This window comes from Phycisphaerales bacterium (assembly GCA_040221175.1).
Lineage (GTDB): Bacteria > Planctomycetota > Phycisphaerae > Phycisphaerales > UBA1924 > JAHCJI01.
The window spans coordinates 224749-241754 of the sequence record JAVJVK010000013.1; the positions used below are offsets into that span (position 1 = coordinate 224749).

Below are 17006 nucleotides of genomic sequence, written 5' to 3' on the forward strand. Positions count from 1 at the left end.
CGTTCTCGGACGACGTCGGCATTCCGCGTCCGTGGCTGAAGGCAAAGTGCCCCGGCCGGGGACAAAAGCGAGCCACGAGCGTCGATGGGGGGCCTCTTTCCCTACCGTTGGGCCGCATGACCCTCACCGAGATCTTGATCTGCCTGGTTATCGGGGCCTTCGCCGGCGTGCTGGGGGGGCTGGCGGGCATCGGCGGCTCGATGATCATGCTGCCCGCGCTTGCCCTGTTCGTGGCCGACCCGGACCCCGACAGCGCGCATCACCTGTTCATGGCTTCGGCCATGGTCGTCAACGCCGTGGTGAGCTTCCCGGCCGCGCTGCGCCATCGCAAGGCGGGGGCAATCCACTACGGGGCGCTCCGCGTCATCCTTCCGGCGATGGCGATCTCGATCGTCGTCGGGGTCCTGATCTCCAATCAGATCGAAGGGCTCACGCTGCGGAAGATCCTGGCGGGCTTCATCGCCGCGTACGCGCTGATGACCATCTACCGGTTCTTCAAGAAGAGCGAGGAGCCCGAGCTCGACGCCAAGGGCGTGCACCCCATCAGGCTGACCTCCATCGGCGTCGCGACGGGGTTGGTGGCCGGGCTGCTGGGCATCGGCGGCGGCGTGCTCATGGTGCCCATGCTGCAGGTGTTCTGCAAGATGCCCATCAAGAACGCCATCGCCACCAGTTCGGCCGTCATGGTGCTGACAGCAATCGTGGGCGCCTCGCTCAAGCTGGCAACCCTCGGGCCCGAGCACGGCCGCAGCGTGGTCGATGCGTTGATCATCGCGGCGGCCATCTCGCCCACGGCTTTCTTCGGCGCCCGCCTGGGCGCAACGTTGACGCACAAGCTTCCGCTGCAGGCCGTTCGCCTGGTGGTGTCGCTGGCGCTCCTGGTGGTGGCTGCCAGAATGGCGGCCGACGCATGGAGCAAGCGTCAGGAAGGCCTGCCCGACAAGCCCGTCGATGCGCCGCAATCGGTCGAGGGCGGCGTCGAGGGCTCGGCATAATCCGACGCCCGCGGGCGCGTCATGTGCAAGAACAACGCGATGCATTGCTCGGTTGGTACCGAGCAAAGGAGCTTGACGCCATGTCGATCGCGTTCGTCAATAACTCGAAGACCGTGCTGCTACTGGGCGCCCTGATGGCGCTGGTCGTTGGGGTTGGCTACGCCCTTGGTGGGGCAAACGCCATTCTCCCCGCGCTGGTGCTGGCCGTCGCCATGAACTTCTTCGCGTTCTTCTTCTCGGGGAAGATCGCCATCGCGTCGATGCGGGGTCGGGAAGTCACCAGCGGGAAGCTCTACGACCTGGTCGACGAACTGCGTCAGCACGCGGGCCTGCCCATGCCGAAGGTGTACGTGTGCCCGCACCAGGCGCCCAACGCCTTTGCCACAGGCCGAAGCCCCAGGCACGCGGCGGTGGCGGTGACCGAAGGCGCCTTGCAGCTGCTGACGTACGAGGAACTGGCCGGCGTGATGGCCCATGAGCTGGCCCACGTCAAGAACCGCGACACCCTGATCAGCACCATCGCCGCGACGGTGGGCGGACTCATGGGCATGCTGGCGTACTGGATGTTCCTGTTCGGCGGGAACCGAGACAACGGAAACCCGCTGCTGGCGATCGTGGCCGTGCTGGCGGGCGCCGTCGGGGCAGCCATCATCAAGGCGATGATCAGCCGCTCGCGCGAGTTCGTGGCCGATGCGGACGGCGCCAGCATCGCCGGTTCGCCCGACGGGCTGATCAACGCCCTGCGCAAGCTGGAGATGTACGCCAAGCGCATCCCGATGCACAACCCCAACCCTGCGCAGAACAACCTGTTCATCATCGAACCGCTCACGGGCGGCAAGACGCTGAGCGATCTGTTTGCCACGCACCCGCCGACCGAAAGGCGCGTCGCGGCCCTCATGCAGGCCCGCTAGTCGACGCCCAGCTCGCCCTCGCACTGACGATCGATCGCCACGTCGAGCTCCACGGTGCGCACGGGCAGGCATCGAGCATCGTCGCACGCCTGATAGCTGACCACGAGGATGGGCCGGCCCGACCACTCGCCCTCCAGCTCGAGCGCGACGGGGAACTCGATCTCGCCCTCGTGCACCAGGATGGACTCGTCGTGCGACCACGGCGTGCCGTTCGGGTAGTCGGCGTACACGCGCACGCCCGACCCGCCACGTACGCCGACGCGCAGGGGCGGCAAGTCGGCGTTCCCCGGTTCGGCGGCGTAGACGTGCCAGCCCTCCTTGATGCGAACGACCAGGTGGAACTGGGCGGGCAGGTCCGGACCGAGCGTGACGCGGTCGCCGCTGGCGTAGATCTCCACGGGCGTGAACGAGTCGTCGACGGGCTCAGGCATGGAACGCACGCGTTCGAGTTCGGCATCGATGACCGATTCGGCAAAGTGCTGGTTCTGCCGCATGAACCGCAAGAGGGCGGCCGTCGAGCCAGCCGTGCCCAGCGGAGACTCGGCAATCGCTGGCGAAAGGGCCTTTAAGACGGCCGCCGCGTGATCGAGCGCACCCGACTCGGGCGCAATCTCGTGCAACGTCGCCATCGCGTCCAACAGCACCGAGTGGGCACATGGCGTGGCGCCGTCGTAGGTGCTCCGGCCTCGCACGAACAGCTCGGCGGACCGAGTGTCGTAGAGCACGCCCGGCTCATCGGATTCGCCGAAGCGTGCCAATGCGGTTTCGAGCATCATCTTTGCTTCGGCGATGAGTGGTGCCGGATCCCCGGCTTCGAGCACGATGCGAGCGCGGGCGAGTTCGGCCAGGCCGCGGATGCACCACGCGGCATCTTCGAGAAAGCCGGAGTCGGCTCGATCGCCGTCGCGCCAGCTTCGCACCGGCAGCCCGTCGCCGGCGATCATGTGCTTGCGCAGGAACGCGGCCGTGCGATCCGCCTGCTGGAGCAGCTTGGGATCGTGCAATTCGATGGCCGCGGCGGCCAAGGCGTGCAGCATCATGGCGTTCCATGCGGCCAGGCACTTGTCATCGCGGATTGGAGCCTTGCGCTGGTCGCGCGCGTCGAGGAGCCGGGCGTTGATCTGGTCGAGGCGTTCGCGCAGCTTGGTGGCGTTCAGGTCGTGCTCGGTCGCGTACTTCTCGAGGCGGTCGTCCAGCCGGAGCACGTTCGCCGGCGGCGCATCGCGGTGGTGGGGATCCTGGAAGTTGGGGCCGTGATCGAGGCCGTAGAGCGAGACGGCGAGGTCGGCTTCGCCTTCGGGAAGCGCGGCGCGCACCTGGTGGGCGGTCCAGAGGTAGTTCAGGCCCTCGCGTCCATCAACCTCGGCATCCAGTGCGCTCGCGAAGCCGCCGGAATCCAGACGCATCTCCCGCTCGGCCCAGTCGATGATGCGCCGGGCCGCGTGGGCGTATCCATCGTCACCAAAGACACGCGACCCGCGGGCATATGCGGCAAGGAGCTGCGCGTTGTCGTACAGCATCTTCTCGAAGTGCGGCACGGTCCAGTTGGCGTCAACGGCGTAACGGTGGAAGCCCCCGCCGACGTGGTCGTGGATGCCGCCGACCATCATGCGATCGAGCGCGTGGCGCAGCGCGACGTCGGAGGCATGCTTCGTGGCCTCGTCGGCCGCGTCGCGCGCGGCGAGCAGGAGCTCAAGATATACCGGCTGTGGGAACTTGGGCGCGCCGCCGAATCCGCCGTTGGTGCGATCGACCATGGTCAGCAGCGTGCGCACGGCCTCGGCGATCGCCTGCGGCCCCACGTCGATGCGCTCGCCGGTGGTCACGCCCAGCCCATCGCTGACGGCCTCGGCCAGCTTGTCGGCTTGTTCCATCACCTCGCCGCGCTGCTCGTTCCAGGCCTGCGAGATGCCCTGGAGCACCTCCAGGAAGCTCGGCCGGCCGTGCATGGGCTCGGGCGGGAAGTACGTGCCGGCCCAGAAGGGCTTGCCGGCGGTGGGTTCGAGGAACACGCTCATGGGCCAGCCGCCGCTGCCGGTCATGATCTGCGTGGCGGCCATGTAGGCCTCGTCGATGTCGGGGCGTTCTTCGCGATCGACCTTGACGCACACGAAGCGTTCGGCCATAGCCTGCGCCACGGCGTGGTCATCGAAGCTCTCCCGCTCCATGACGTGGCACCAGTAGCAGGTGGCGTAGCCGATGCTCAGGAAGATGGGCACGTCGCGGCGGCGGGCTTCATCGAAGGCGGCCTGGCTCCATGGCATCCACGGCACGGGGTTGTGCGCATGCTGGAGGAGATAGGGGCTGCGCTCGTGGATCAGTTCGTTCGTCGTGGTTTCAGGCGGCGGCATCTTTGCTCATCACGCGGACGACCATCGACGACACGCTCGCGCTGGCAAGCTCATCAACGGGCGCCAGCTCGTTGGGGCTCAGTGGGCGCGGGGCGCGCGTCCCCAGTCGCTCGGTGGCCATGGCGCTGGCATGGAGGACCACGTCAACCGGCAGCGTGCTGAGCGTCACGCTGACCAGGCCGCGCATGAGGGCGGGGGCGTCTTCGTCCTGGCACGCGGCGATCTCGGGAAGGTGCGCGTCGAACGCGTCGGCGTATCGGGTTGCGGCCTCGCGGGCCCGGCCGCACCAGGCCTCGCGCTCGGGGCCCGGTCCCTGGCCACGCACGGGCGCGAGGTGCAGCGCTTCGACGGCGGCATCCATGGCGGCGCGAAGGGCTTCGAGCTCGGGCTCGAGCATGTCGCGCGCAATCACGATGCTGTCGGCATCGGCCTGGAGCAATACCGGCAGCACCAGCGCCAGGCGGTCGCGCGTCTTGCTCAGCCGGGCCTCGGCCTTCTGGACCACGCTGCTGGGCTCGGGGCGCACGACGGTAAGCGCATGGCGGGCGGCGTAGCGATCAAGGCCAAGCATGACCGGCACGCTCACGCCGGGGTCGGGCCCGGCCCGAAGCACGTCGCGGGCGACGGCTTGCAGGTAGTCGTCTTCGTCGCCAAACAGGTCGAGCCGCATCAGCGGGCCCAGCGCGGCGCACGCGGGGTCGGTGGTCAGCCGCTTCCAGGCGCTGGCCATCTCGGCGGCCGGGTGGGCCAATTCATCGACCGAGGGCAAGACCACGCCGGCTTCCCACAGCGGCTGGCTCCACCGCCAGCTTCGGATCATGTCCAGGTATTCGGGCACGCGGTCGGCGGCCGAGCGGGCGGCGGTGGGGCTCACGCCCTGGGGCGAGGGCAGGAGGGTGTACACCTGGTCTGCCAGCAGCACGGCCGCCATGACGGGCGCCTCGCGCGTGGTGAAGTGGTATGGGCTGACCAATGCGTCCATGAAGAGGAATCTTAGGGCGAGTCCTTCGACTCCTCCCCCGGCGGCAGGCCGAGTTCGCCGCCGTCGACCCATTGGTTGACCTGGCCGACCATCTCGCTCAATGACATGAACAGCATGACGTGGTTGGTGGGATACGTGCGGCGCACTGGGGTCACCCCGCTCTCTCGAAGGCGATCGACCATGAGCGCGCTGGACTCGAACGGGACGGCCTTGTCGAACGAACCGTCGACGACGAGCACACGCGTGTCCGGATCGAAGTGCGCCGCCGCGTGGTAGCCGTCCAGCGTGGATTGCTGGAGGTAGGCGCGCTCGAACTCGTCCCGGTCCGCGGCCTTGTCCTCTCCTTGGAAGGTGAAGAAGACCGACTTGATGAACTGCTTCATGAAGGTGCTGTCGATGCTGATGCCCGCCGCGTTGGCGCCGCCGGCGACCAGCACGGCCGTCTCGTATGCCCCGGGGTTTCGCGCCACGACGGCCGGCAGCAGGATCGCGCCGCCGCTGAAACCCAGGATGGCCCGCGGCTTGCCCTCCAGCCGACCATCGCGCTCGGTCATGAACCGGACGCCCGCCTCGACGGCGTACGCGGTCTCGGCCGTGCGATCATCGGCGTGATCGGCGAACGCGCGGCCTTCCTGAGGACCTTCGCCCGCGGGAACGTCGATGAGGATCTGCTCGGTGAAGCGCGACGGCTGGCTGAGCAGGCGCAGCACGCTCCAGCCGCGGGAGCGCAGGTCGGCCGACCACTTCTCGTAGAGCTCGGGCGGATAGCCGAAGGTGCCGGGAATGATCACCGCGATGCCGCGCACGTCGTCGGCGGTGGCGGGCTCGCAGGCCATCCACGTGCGCTCGATCTCGAGCGTTCCGGGTCGCAGCGAGGCGAACACGACGGTCTGCACGCCGCCCTCGGGCATGGCCGCCGCCTGGGCCGGCGAGATCTCGAATACCAGCGCGTTGCGGCCCTCGGGCCGGACGCTTCCCGGGACCACCTCGGACGCGACGTCGCCCACGCGTTCGAGCAGTACGGCCGCGTGCTCGGCCACGCCGGGTACCTCGGGCCGATCCATGAAAAAGCCGACCTGGAAGGACTCGTATCGGCGCGGGTCTCCGCCCACCGGAATGATGACGCCCTTGTCGCCCAGCTGCGCCTCGAAGGCCCGCGCGGGCCAGATCGGCGCCCGGGTGGCGACGTCCGGGTCGCTCAGGCAGAGCGTGGCGCAGGCGAGAACGGCGACGATGCAAAGCAACCGGGTCATGATCCGTACCCCTTGGGATTGGCCTTCATCCACGTCCATGCCGAGTCGATGACCTCGTCGAGGTCGGTTATTCCGGCCTGCCAGCCCAGTTCGGCCTGCACCTTCGCCGGGTCGGCGTAGAGCGCGGGCGGGTCGCCCGGGCGCCGGGGGCCGATCTCCGCGGGAATGGCGTGCCCGGTCACGCGGCGGCAGCTCTCGACGATGTCCTTGACCGAGTAGCCCTTGCCGATGCCCAGGTTGTACCGGCGGCTCTGGCCGTCTTCGAGCGCCTCGAGCACCCGCACGTGGGCGTCGACCAGGTCCTCCACGTGGATGTAGTCGCGGATGCACGTGCCGTCGGGCGTCTCGTAGTCGTCGCCGAAGATGGTGATCTTCTCGCGCTTGCCCAGGGCGACCTCCAGCACGATGGGGATGATGTGGCTGTGCGGGTCGTGGTCTTCGCCCAGGACGCCCGTGCGATCGCAGCCGGCGACGTTGAAGTACCGCAGCGCGGCGAAGGCGAACGTCGAGCCCTCGCGCCGCCGCGCCTCCAGGTAGTCGTCCAGCACCTGCTCCCCGTGCAGCTTGCTGACGCCGTAGGGGCTCACCGGCGCCAGGGGCGCTTCTTCGGTCACGGGCATCGAGGGCGGCTGGCCGTAGACGGCGCACGTGCTGGAGAAGACCAGGCGCGTGACGCGCGCATCGCGCACGGCCTCGAGCAAGGGCACCAGGCTGTTGTTGCGGTGGTACTCCAGCGGCCGCAGCACGCTCTCGCCCACCAGGCTCAGGGCGGCAAAGTGCAGCACGGCCTGGACGTGGTGGCCCATCATGAGGCGTTCCATGTGGCTGCGGTCGGTGGTGTCGCCCTGCTCGAAGGTGAACCTTCGCCCGCCGAGCTCGCGCAGGGCGTCGATGGCCCCGCGGTTGCCGCGCTGCATGTTGTCTAGCCCGACGACGGTCCGGCCGTCCTTCAAGAGCCGCTGCACGGCGTGCGAGCCGATGTAGCCCGCCGCCCCGGTTACCAGAATCGCCATCGTGCCTCCTATCGTCGCCGTCTGGGTCGGGCCGATGGTAGAGCCGGCCGCCCCGAAGCCTTGGCGACCTCCCGCATGAGCACCGATTCACCCCCTCCATCGTCCGCACCACCGACCGAGCCGGGGCCCATGCCCACGCCGCCCGCGCGGCCGCCGTTCCTGCGGCTGCTGGTGGGCGGGGGGCTCATGGGGCTGGCCAACCTCGTGCCGGGCATCAGCGGGGGCACCATGCTCGTGGCGGCGGGGGTGTACCGCCGGTTCGTCGACGCCGTCAGCGACGCCACGCGGCTGCGGCTCTCGGCCGCCACCATCGTCACGCTGGCCCTGATCGTGCTGGGGGCCGGCTCGGCCATCGCGCTGGGGGCCCTGCCGGTGTCCTACGGGCTCGCCGAGGCTCGCTGGGCCATGTACGCCCTGTTCATCGGGCTCACGATCGGGGGCGTGCCCTCGCTGTATGCGCTGGTCCGGCCGCTGAGCCCCCGGCTGGTGGCCTTCGCCCTGCTGGGGCTGGCGGGCATGCTGGCCGTCGTGGCGGCCCAGGAGATGGGCGCGGGCGGCGGCGGCGGGGGCGCAAGTGGCGGTGGGGGCGGTGGGGGTTGGCTCATGCTGGTCGTCGCCGGGGCCGCGGGGGCGGCGGCGATGGTGCTGCCGGGGGTCAGCGGGGCCTACCTGCTCCTGCTGCTGGGCCAGTACGAGGCCGTCGTCACCGCCATCAAGGACCTCTCCCGCGGCGACGCGTCGGCCCTGGCCACGGTCGTGCCCATCGGCGCGGGCGTGCTGGTGGGCATCGCGGGGGTCAGCAACCTGCTCCGCTGGCTGCTGCACAAGTACGAGAAGGCAACCCTGGCCGTGCTGCTGGGGCTGCTGCTGGGCGCGCCGGCGGGGCTCTACCCCTTCCGCGAGGCCGTGCCGCCCGCGGCGGGCGAGGTCATCAAGGGCCAGATCCTCACGCAGGAGACCGCGGCCGAGGTCGAGCCCAAGGACTGGCCCACGCGGGCGTTCATGCCATCGCTCGGGCAGGTCGCCGCGTCACTGGGGCTGGTCGTCGTCGGCGGCGCCGCGACCATGGGCGTCGCCCGGCTTGGTCGTCGCGCTGACGCTGGGGGTCGGCGCGCTGACGCCGGAGGCGGGCGCGCCGGCGCCGAAGGCCGGGCGCCGCCAGCCGCCGAAGCGGGGGACTGACGCGCCCAGCCGCTGGGCCTTCTTCGCCCGCGCGACGACGAAGCCGAGCAGCGCGAAGCCGCCCACGACCAGCGCCACGCTCAGCCACTGCCCGCGGCTGAGGCCCATGGGCCGGGCGACGGCGAACTGGGTGTCGGGCAGGCGGTAGAACTCGGTGAAGATCCGCCCCAGGCCGTAAAGAATCATGAACCACGCCGTCACCACGCCGGCCACGCGCGGGCGGGCCCACACGATGAAGAGCGCCAGCAGCAGCAGCGGCCCCTCGACGGCCGCCTGATAGAGCTGGCTGGGGTGGCGGGCGTTCAGGAACGCCTGCATGAAGTTGGCCGCGCGCTCGGCCGCCGCCCCACCCCCACCGCCCCCGCGCAAATCGGCCAGCATGTCCTGGTAGGCCAGCTCGAAGCGGGCCATGCCCTCGGGGTTGAGCAGCTCCAGGTAGCTCATGCCCACCGCCTCGGCGGCCATCTGCACCTGCCGGTCGGTCACCTCGCCCGTGCCCGCGCGCGAGAGGATCTCCTGGGGGAACTGCACGCTCCACCATAGAAGCACGGCGCCTTCTTCGTAGGGCGGGCGGGCGACGACCTTGCCGAGCAATTCACCGTTCACGAAGTTGGCCAGCCGCCCGCACATCAGGCCCACGGGCGCCACCGCGCAGGCCAGGTCAACCAGGTGCAGCGTGGGCACGCGCGCGAGCTCTGGGAGGTTTTCCTTCGCCGCGCGACGCCGCAGCAGCCGGGCCAGCAGGGCCAGCCCCAGCAACGCCCCGACCATGCCCCCGTGGCTGGCCATGCCCCCCTTGGCGATGTTCAGGGCCGCCCAGAAGGGGAAGCCGCCGGTGAACTCGCCCAGCAGCGACGGCTGGTAGAGCACGAGGTAGCCAACCCGGCCGCCGACCACCCCGCCGATGCCCCCGAAGAGCACCAGGTCGCCGATGGCCGCCCCGGGGATGGGCGTCAGCCCGCGCCCGGCGGCCACGCGGAGCAGCAGGTAGGCCAGGGCGAACCCCAGCACATAGGAAATCCCGTACCAGTAGATCGTCGCCGGGCCCAGGCGGAGGGCGATCGGGTCCAAATCGTGCAGCCAGGGGAGGAAGGGCGCCGCGAGGGTGGGGGTCATGGCCTGAGTTTAGCGGACGTGCGGCCCGCGCCCGCGCGAGCCGCGGGCGGGCGGGCCCGGCGTCGCCGGAGGGCCCGCGGCGCGGGTTGGCGGTCCGAAAACACGATTTCTCTGCTCCGCGCAACGCGTTGCGCGGCCTGCGCAACAGTGCCTTCGCCCTGCGCAACGCGTTGTGCGGCCCGCGCAACGCGATACCTGCCCCGCGCAACGCGATGCGCGGCCCGCGCACCAGCGCCTCGGCCCCGCGCAACGCGTTGCGCAGCCCGCGCACCGCGCTCCCGGCCCCGCGCAACGCGGCGCCCGCCCCGGGCGCGCGTGCCCCGGGCCCGGCGTGCGTCAGGAACAACCCGCGTCGAAGCGGTTCTGGAAGGCCAGGAAGTCGAACACCGTCAGCTCGCCGTCGAAGTCGAAGTCGGCGATGGCCTCGCCCGCGTCGAAGGCGTTGAAGAAGGCAAGGTAATCGAAGAGGTCCAGCTGCCGGTCCTGGTTGATGTCGGCCCGGCAGGCGACGACCGTCAGCGTGGCGTTGCCCTCTTCCAGGAGGTGCAAGCGCGAGTGGTACGAGGCGCAGTATTCGCACTCGAACACCGAGTACCTTGCCGTTCGCGTCTGGAAGGCGATCTCCCATCCGAAGACCGGGGCGGGGTGGTTGGCGGTGTAGGTGGCCGACCAGAAGGGCATCGGGTCCGTCGGGTCGGCACGGATGTCGTGGAACTGGATCTGCGCGGCGACGATGTTCTCGATGCCCGCGATGGTCTCGAACCCGCGCTGCGTGCCCGGGCCGTCCATCGGCGACAGGAGGCGGTGATCGGAGAGGTAGTCCGAGCCGGTGTCGCACACCAGGCTCGTGAAGACGTAGGCGATGGCGAAGTCCACGCGCGACTCGAAGTGGGCGCGCAGCTCGATGGTGGCGCTCTCCCCACGCTCGATGATGGGCGGGTCGACGACGATCTCGATGGCGTTGGGCGAGGTCTGGGCGGCGGCGGTGCTGGTTGCGATCAGGATGGCGATCGACGCGGCGGTGCGCATGGCGGGGTCCTCCGTTGGCCTGTGCGCAGCATACCACGAGTCGCCCGGATCACCAAGGAAATCTCAGCCCATCGCCGCCCGGATCCTCGCGCATTGGGCGATGACCGCCGCGGCGGCGTCCGGCGTGAGCTGGGTGGCCCCGTCGCTCCAGGCGCTGGTGGGGTCTGGGTGGCTCTCGATGAACAGCGCGTGCACGCCCGCGGCGACGGCGGCCGCGGCCAGCATCCCCGCACGCTCGGGCCGCCCGCCGGTCTGCGCGCCCGCTCCGGGAAGCTGCGTGCTGTGCGTGGCGTCGAAGCACACCGGCGCCGGCCCCCGATCGCAGAACGCGCTGCGGTCGAGCTCCATCATGTCGCCGACGCCGAGAAAATCGTTCACCAGGCGGTGGTAGCCGAAGAACGTCCCGCGCTCGGTGAGCAGGGTGTTGTCGCACCCGGCCTCGTGGAGCTTCTTGATGGGCCCGAGCATCTCCCTTGGGCTGAGGAACTGGCCCTTCTTGACGTTCACGGCGGCGCCGGTGGGCGCGGCGGCGCGGGCGGCGGCCTCGAGCAGGTCGCTCTGGCGGCACAGGAACGCGGGGATCTGGACGATGCTGGCGACCTGAACGACCTTGTCGGCCTGCTCGGGCAGGTGGATGTCGGTGGTGACCGGGCAGCCCAACTCGCGGCCGATGTCTTCGAGCCAGCGGAGCCCCTCGTCGATGCCCGGCCCGCGGGGCGAGCCCGCGCTGGAGCGGTTGGCCTTGTCGAAGCTTGCCTTGAAGACGTAGGGCAGGCCCGCCCCCCCACCAGCCTCTTCGCAGGCCCGCTTGAGCGCGCGGCCGACGGTCAGGCCCATGTCCCTGCTCTCCAGCGTGCACGGCCCGGCGATGACCAGCAGCGGGTGACCGGGGCCGACGGGGATGGGCTGGGCGTGGGGGCTGGGGATAACGCAAGGGGGGGCGGGTGGCATCGCCGATGGTACCGGCCACTCGTACACTGGCCCGTGCTGCAGCTCACCGACGTCCACAAGCGCTTCGGCCGCGTCACGGCGGTGGACGGGCTGTCGCTGGAGGTCGCCGCGGGCGAGGTGATGGGCCTGCTGGGCCCCAACGGCGCGGGCAAGACCACGACCATCGGCATGGCCGTGGGCCTCTTGCGCCCCGACCGCGGCACGGTGACGCTGGGGGAGGACGATGATTTCGGCAGCCCGGCCGACCCGGCCATGCGCCGGCGCATCGGCGTGGCCCCCCAGGCCATCGCGCTGTACGAGCCCATGACGGCGCGCGAGAACCTGGTGCTCTTCGCCCGGCTGCACGGTCTGGGCCGGCGCGAGGCCCTCGCCCGCGCGGGCGAGTTGCTCGAGCTGGTTGGCCTGACCGACCGGGCCCACCATCGCGTGGCGGGCTTCTCGGGCGGCATGAAGCGCCGGCTGAACCTGGCCGCCGCGCTGGTGGGCCGGCCGCGGCTGGTGCTGCTGGACGAGCCCACGGCGGGCGTGGACCCACAGTCTCGCAACGCCATCTTCGACATCGTGGCCGGGCTGAAGGCCGCGGGCGTGACGGTGCTGTTCAGCACGCACTACATGGAAGAGGCCGCCCGGCTGTGCGATCGCGTGGCCATCGTCGACCACGGCCGGCTGCTGGCGCTGGGCACGGTGGGCGAGCTGGTCGAAGCCCACGGCGGGCCGAGCATGGTGGTGGTGCGCCGCCACGGCCACGACGAGCAGCGCACGGCGACGAGCTCGCCGCTGGACGAGCTCTCCAGGCTCATCGCCGACCACGGCTCGACCATCGCCGAGCTGCGCGTGGAGACGCCCGACCTGGAGGCCGTCTTCCTGACGCTCACCGGCCGGGAGCACCGGCATTGAGCGGCGTGGCGTCGGGGTGGCGCGTGGTGCTGGTGCTGGCGGCCAAGGACGTGCGTCTGCTGTCGCGCGACCGCGTGGCGTTGTTCTTCACGCTCGTGTTCCCGCTGCTCTTTGGCATCCTCTTCGGCGCGGTGTTCAGCGGCTCGGCGGCCGGCGAGGGCCCGCGGGCGCTGGACGTGGCGCTGGTCGATCTCGACGATTCGCAGGACTCGCGCGGCGTGATCGCCGGGCTCGTCGAGGATGGACAGATCGCCCCCGTGCGGGCCGAGTCGGCCGAGCAGGCGCGCCAGCTCGTGCGCACCGGCGCGGTCGAGGCGTACTTCGTGTTCCCCGATGGCTTCGGCGAGGCGGCGACGATGCCCTTTGCCGGCTCGCCCATGCGCCTCGAGATCGGCAGCGGCCCCAGCGGCCGGGGCACCCGGGCGATGCTGGAGGGCATGGCCACGCGGGCGGTGTTCCAGCAGTTCGGACGCAACATGCTCGACCCCGAGCGTTCGCGGCAGATGGTCGGTGAAGCGCGCGAGCTGCTGGCGGGCGCCCGGGACATGGACCCGGCGCAGCGGATGGCCGTGCAGGCATTGCTCCGCGCGGCCGAGGGCGTGGTCTCCGAGACGCCCGCTGGTGGCCAGGGCGATGCCGCCGGCCTGGACATCGTCGATATCGATCAGGTCGAGGTGACGGCCGTCGCCGACGCGACGGCGGTGAGCTCGTTCGCGATCAGCTTCCCTCAGGCCATGCTCTGGGGCGTGATGGGCTGCGCGGCGGTGTTCGGGGTGTCGCTGGTGGGCGAACGGACGGGCGGCACGCTCACGCGGCTGCGCGTGGCGCCCATCTGCCGATGGCACATCGTGATGGGCAAGGCGGTGGCGTGCCTGGCGACCACGCTGCTGGTGTGCGTGGTGATGCTGGCGGTCGCGTGGCTGGCCTTCGGCGTGCGGCCCGTGGCGCCGGTGACGCTCGTGGTTGCGTTGCTTGCCGTCTCGCTGTGCTTCGTGGGCATCATGATGCTGCTTTCGGTGGTGGCGCGCACGGAGGCGGCGGCCAGCGGCATCGGCTGGGCATGCCTGCTGACGCTGGCGATGATCGGGGGCGGGGCGATCCCGCTGGCGTTCATGCCGCCCTGGCTTCGGCAGGTCGGGCACGTCAGCCCGGTCAAGTGGGGCATCCTGGCGATCGAGGGCGGGCTATGGCGCGGGCTGAGCGCGGGCGAGATGCTGCTGCCCATCGGGCTGCTCGTGCTCATCGGCGCGGGCGCGTTCGTCCTTGGGGCCGCGGTGTTCGCACGGCGAGAGAACAGATAGGAGATGCGGATGAACGACGCGGCGCACGGCGAATTCCTGGCCCACAACATCCTGCATACGCAGACGCTCTTCGAGCGATTCCTGGTGGGCTTTGACGATGGCAACCGCACCACGCAGGCGCCGGCCATGCCCAACCATGCCGCGTGGACGCTCGGGCACTTGGCGCTGACGGCGCACCGCTGCGTCGATCGGGTGCTGGGGCGCGACGATCCGGGTGAACTGCCGCCCGAGGCCTTCGTCATTGGGGACCAGGGCGATGCGCAGCGGTTCGCGACCGAGAGCGTCAGCTTCGGCTCGACGCCCACGGATGAGCCCGATCGATATCCGGGGCTCGATCGCTCGCTGGAGATCATGCACGCGGCGCACCAGCGGCTGGCGCAGGCTTTACGCGAAGCCGACGCGGCGGCACTGTCGCGCCAGACGCCGTGGGGCGCCGGGCAGACCACCGTCTCCGATCTGGCGCTACGCATGGGGTTCCACATCGCGACGCACTGCGGCCAGATCGTTGATCTGCGGCGAGGGCTGGGGTTTGCGCCGGTGCTCGGCCGGCGCTAGCCTGAGAGACTTGAACCGATAGGGGGTCCGCATGAAGATCTTCCACGTCGACGCCTTCACCGCCAGTGTCTTTGGTGGCAACCCCGCCGTGGTGGTGCCGGTCGAGCAATGGCCGTCCGAGGCCGTGATGAAGCAGGTGGCCGCCGAGCAGAACCTGAGCGAGACGGTCTTCGTCGGCCCGCCCAGCGATGGCGATGCCGATCGCAGGCTGCGATGGTTTACGCCCACCGTTGAGGTGCCCCTGTGCGGTCACGCGACGCTGGCGGCGGCGCACGTGCTGTGGAACCACCTGGACGAAGTGGTCGAGCGTTTGACCTTCGAGAGCCTGAGCGGGCCGTTGACGGTCTGGCACGAGAAGCAGAACGACGACGACCTGATTGTCATGGACTTCCCCGCCCGGCGCACCGTGGCGTGCGACGGACACGCGGCAATCGTGGAGGCGCTCGGGGCCAGCCCGGCGGAACTCCTGCGTACGACAGAGAACATCGGCGTGGGCGATGATGCGCACCCGCTGTACATCGCCGTGTACGACAGCAAGCGCGAGGTGCACGAGCTCGAGCCCGATATGAAAAAGCTGGCGGCGATCGAGGCCCACGGCGTGATCGCAACGGCTCCGGGGGCGAGCCACGACTTCGTGTCGCGGTTCTTTGCCCCGCGGGCGGGCGTGGACGAAGACCCGGTGACCGGCAGCGCGCACTGCGCGCTCGCGCCCTACTGGGCAAAGCGGCTTGGCAAGAGCCGGCTGGCGGCGCGGCAGGTGTCGCGGCGTGGCGGCGAGCTGCGCTGCGACGTGGCGACGACCGACCAAGGCGACCGCGTGCTGCTGGCGGGCAAGGCCGTGACGTACAGCGTGGGTGAGATCATCGCACAGCTTGCCGGCGAGGCCGAGGCGGTCGTGCCGGCCTGATGAACGCCAGCGACGTCCGATAGCGATCGATCTGCGGGCGCGTCGCGGTTCTCTTGGCATTGTTTGGCGGTCGTCAGGCAGACAATTGCGGTCGATCGGTTACGCTGTAGCGTGACCCCATCCAAGGAGGATCGACCCATGCCCTTCGGACGTCTTACCACCGCCGCGCTCGTCCTTTCCGCCGGCTCGATCGCGTTTGGCCAGGCCGCCGACCCGACCGTGTTCGTTGGCAACAACGGCAACCTGCTGGGCGCCGTCACGAGCCTGCAGCCCGATGCCTCGGGCGCCCTCGTTCAAGTGGATTACCTGGTCATCGACGAGCGGCCGGCTGGCACGGGCTCGCTGCCTGGGACGAACGTCGAAGGCATCGCGCTCTCGGCGGGCGGGCGTTATCTGGCGACCGGCCACGCAACGGCGCTCGACCCCGAGCAACTGACGATCATCGAGATCGACGTCGACGGCACGATGGAAATCCTGGACACCTTCAGCGTGCCCAACGCGCCGCTTGGCATGGCGTGGATCGACGACGAGTACATCGCCGTGGCCGAATCAAACCTCGGTCAGTCGTTCGCACGGGTGTATCGCTACACGCCGGGCGGTTCCCCGATGACGGGCTCGCTCGTGGAAGTGGACGCCACGCCCGAGGGCTCGTTCATCACCAACATCGAGGCAGATCACGATCGCCGGCTGATCTTCGTGCAGGACTCGGCCTTCGGCGGTGGCACGGCCAACGTGACGTCGTACGCGGTCGATGCTGCCGGGCAATTGGGCGAGGTGGGCTTCGTGTTTACGGCGCCCAACTTCGCACTGGACATGTGGCTGGCGCCCAATGGCGAATGGCTGTACGCTGGCGGGGGCATCAGCGGCACCGGCAACGACGTGCTGGGCTTCCGCGTGGGTGTGGGTGGATCGCTCGAGTTCATGCCCGGCGCGCCATTCATCAGTCCCGGAGACTCGCCCGCGTGGGTGACGGTGAGCCCGGACAACCGCTTCGTGTACGCCGGCCACGGCCGAGACGCGACGGTGCAGGGCTTCTCGACCGACAACGAGACCGGCGCGCTCACGGCGCTGGGCGTTTCGTTCGACGTTGGCAGCCAGGGCACGCTTGGCACCGTCGGCACGCTCGACTTGCCCGCGGGCCAGTTCCTGTTCGTCACCGATAACTCGACGGTGTTCGACGACATGAGCGGCATCTACAGCTTCCGCATCGAGGACACGGGCGACCTGACGCAGGTTGGCGACATCGTCATGACCCCCGGAAGCCAGCCGGACAACTTCGTGGTCTGGCAGCCCGGCGGCGATGACTGCCGCGTCGATCTGGACGGCGACGGCGAGTTGACGATCTTCGACTTCCTGGCCTTCCAGAACCTGTTCGACGCCGGCGACCCGGCCGCCGATTTTGATGGCGACGGCGACCTGACGATCTTCGACTTCCTGGCGTTCCAGAACGAATTCGATGCAGGGTGTGAGTAAGGAGTGACACTCGGGTGGGTCTTCGCCGCCCGCCGAAAACATCTTCAGGCAACCTGTTAGATTTGCTCCCGAGCCGGCAAGTCCTCCGTG

At 69.9% G+C, this 17006-nt stretch carries 14 protein-coding genes and 1 pseudogene; 8 read left to right on the forward strand and 7 right to left on the reverse strand.

Annotated elements, in window-relative coordinates:
* Positions 1–116: 116 nt before the first annotated feature.
* Positions 117–995, forward strand: coding sequence for a sulfite exporter TauE/SafE family protein (locus RIE32_10970; protein MEQ9096772.1), 879 nt, complete (start codon positions 117–119; stop codon positions 993–995).
* Between the two features lie 80 nt (positions 996–1075).
* Positions 1076–1906, forward strand: a complete 831-nt coding sequence (locus RIE32_10975; protein MEQ9096773.1) for a M48 family metalloprotease — start codon at positions 1076–1078, stop codon at positions 1904–1906.
* Here the strand turns inward: RIE32_10975 and RIE32_10980 are convergent.
* From RIE32_10980 to galE, 4 genes are read right to left on the reverse strand one after another with little or no spacing between them, the layout of a single operon-like run.
* Positions 1903–4257 carry a DUF255 domain-containing protein gene (locus tag RIE32_10980; GenBank protein ID MEQ9096774.1) on the reverse strand — a complete coding sequence of 785 codons (2355 nt, stop codon included), beginning with the start codon at positions 4255–4257 and terminating at the stop codon, positions 1903–1905. The two genes, RIE32_10975 and RIE32_10980, sit on opposite strands and share 4 nt — an antisense overlap.
* Positions 4244–5239, reverse strand: a complete 996-nt coding sequence (locus tag RIE32_10985; protein ID MEQ9096775.1) for a hypothetical protein — start codon at positions 5237–5239, stop codon at positions 4244–4246. The genes RIE32_10980 and RIE32_10985 overlap by 14 nt, the downstream gene beginning before the upstream one ends.
* Positions 5240–5250: 11 nt before the next feature.
* Complete coding sequence (locus RIE32_10990) at positions 5251–6492, reverse strand: prolyl oligopeptidase family serine peptidase (GenBank protein ID MEQ9096776.1); 1242 nt, start codon at positions 6490–6492, stop codon at positions 5251–5253.
* Positions 6489–7505, reverse strand: a complete 1017-nt coding sequence (gene galE, locus RIE32_10995) for a UDP-glucose 4-epimerase GalE (protein MEQ9096777.1) — start codon at positions 7503–7505, stop codon at positions 6489–6491. The genes RIE32_10990 and galE overlap by 4 nt, the downstream gene beginning before the upstream one ends.
* 129 nt (positions 7506–7634) lie before the next feature.
* Here galE and RIE32_11000 point away from each other — a divergent pair, with 129 nt between their 5' ends.
* The gene (locus RIE32_11000) at positions 7635–8687 is read left to right on the forward strand and encodes a DUF368 domain-containing protein (protein ID MEQ9096778.1); all 1053 of its coding nucleotides are present in this window, start codon (positions 7635–7637) and stop codon (positions 8685–8687) included.
* Positions 8688–8720: 33 nt separating this feature from the next.
* Here RIE32_11000 and lgt read toward each other — a convergent pair.
* The 3 genes and pseudogenes from lgt to kdsA all read right to left on the reverse strand — a co-directional run bounded on the left by lgt (position 8721) and on the right by kdsA (position 11783).
* A pseudogene (lgt, locus tag RIE32_11005) lies at positions 8721–9803 on the reverse strand (prolipoprotein diacylglyceryl transferase).
* A 336-nt stretch (positions 9804–10139) separates the two neighbouring features.
* Complete coding sequence (locus RIE32_11010; protein MEQ9096779.1) at positions 10140–10832, reverse strand: GC-type dockerin domain-anchored protein; 693 nt, start codon at positions 10830–10832, stop codon at positions 10140–10142.
* Positions 10833–10895: 63 nt separating this feature from the next.
* The gene (kdsA, locus tag RIE32_11015; protein ID MEQ9096780.1) at positions 10896–11783 is read right to left on the reverse strand and encodes a 3-deoxy-8-phosphooctulonate synthase; all 888 of its coding nucleotides are present in this window, start codon (positions 11781–11783) and stop codon (positions 10896–10898) included.
* 33 nt (positions 11784–11816) lie between these two features.
* On the opposite strand from kdsA, the gene RIE32_11020 reads away from it, so the two are divergent.
* The 5 genes from RIE32_11020 to RIE32_11040 all read left to right on the forward strand — a co-directional run bounded on the left by RIE32_11020 (position 11817) and on the right by RIE32_11040 (position 16916).
* Complete coding sequence (locus RIE32_11020) at positions 11817–12680, forward strand: ABC transporter ATP-binding protein (GenBank protein ID MEQ9096781.1); 864 nt, start codon at positions 11817–11819, stop codon at positions 12678–12680.
* A gap of 5 nt (positions 12681–12685) precedes the next feature.
* Positions 12686–13981, forward strand: a complete 1296-nt coding sequence (locus RIE32_11025) for an ABC transporter permease (protein ID MEQ9096782.1) — start codon at positions 12686–12688, stop codon at positions 13979–13981.
* Positions 13982–13990: 9 nt separating this feature from the next.
* Complete coding sequence (locus tag RIE32_11030) at positions 13991–14536, forward strand: DinB family protein (protein ID MEQ9096783.1); 546 nt, start codon at positions 13991–13993, stop codon at positions 14534–14536.
* A 31-nt stretch (positions 14537–14567) separates the two neighbouring features.
* Positions 14568–15443, forward strand: coding sequence for a PhzF family phenazine biosynthesis protein (locus RIE32_11035; protein MEQ9096784.1), 876 nt, complete (start codon positions 14568–14570; stop codon positions 15441–15443).
* A gap of 111 nt (positions 15444–15554) precedes the next feature.
* Complete coding sequence (locus RIE32_11040; GenBank protein MEQ9096785.1) at positions 15555–16916, forward strand: GC-type dockerin domain-anchored protein; 1362 nt, start codon at positions 15555–15557, stop codon at positions 16914–16916.
* Positions 16917–17006 lie beyond the last annotated feature (90 nt).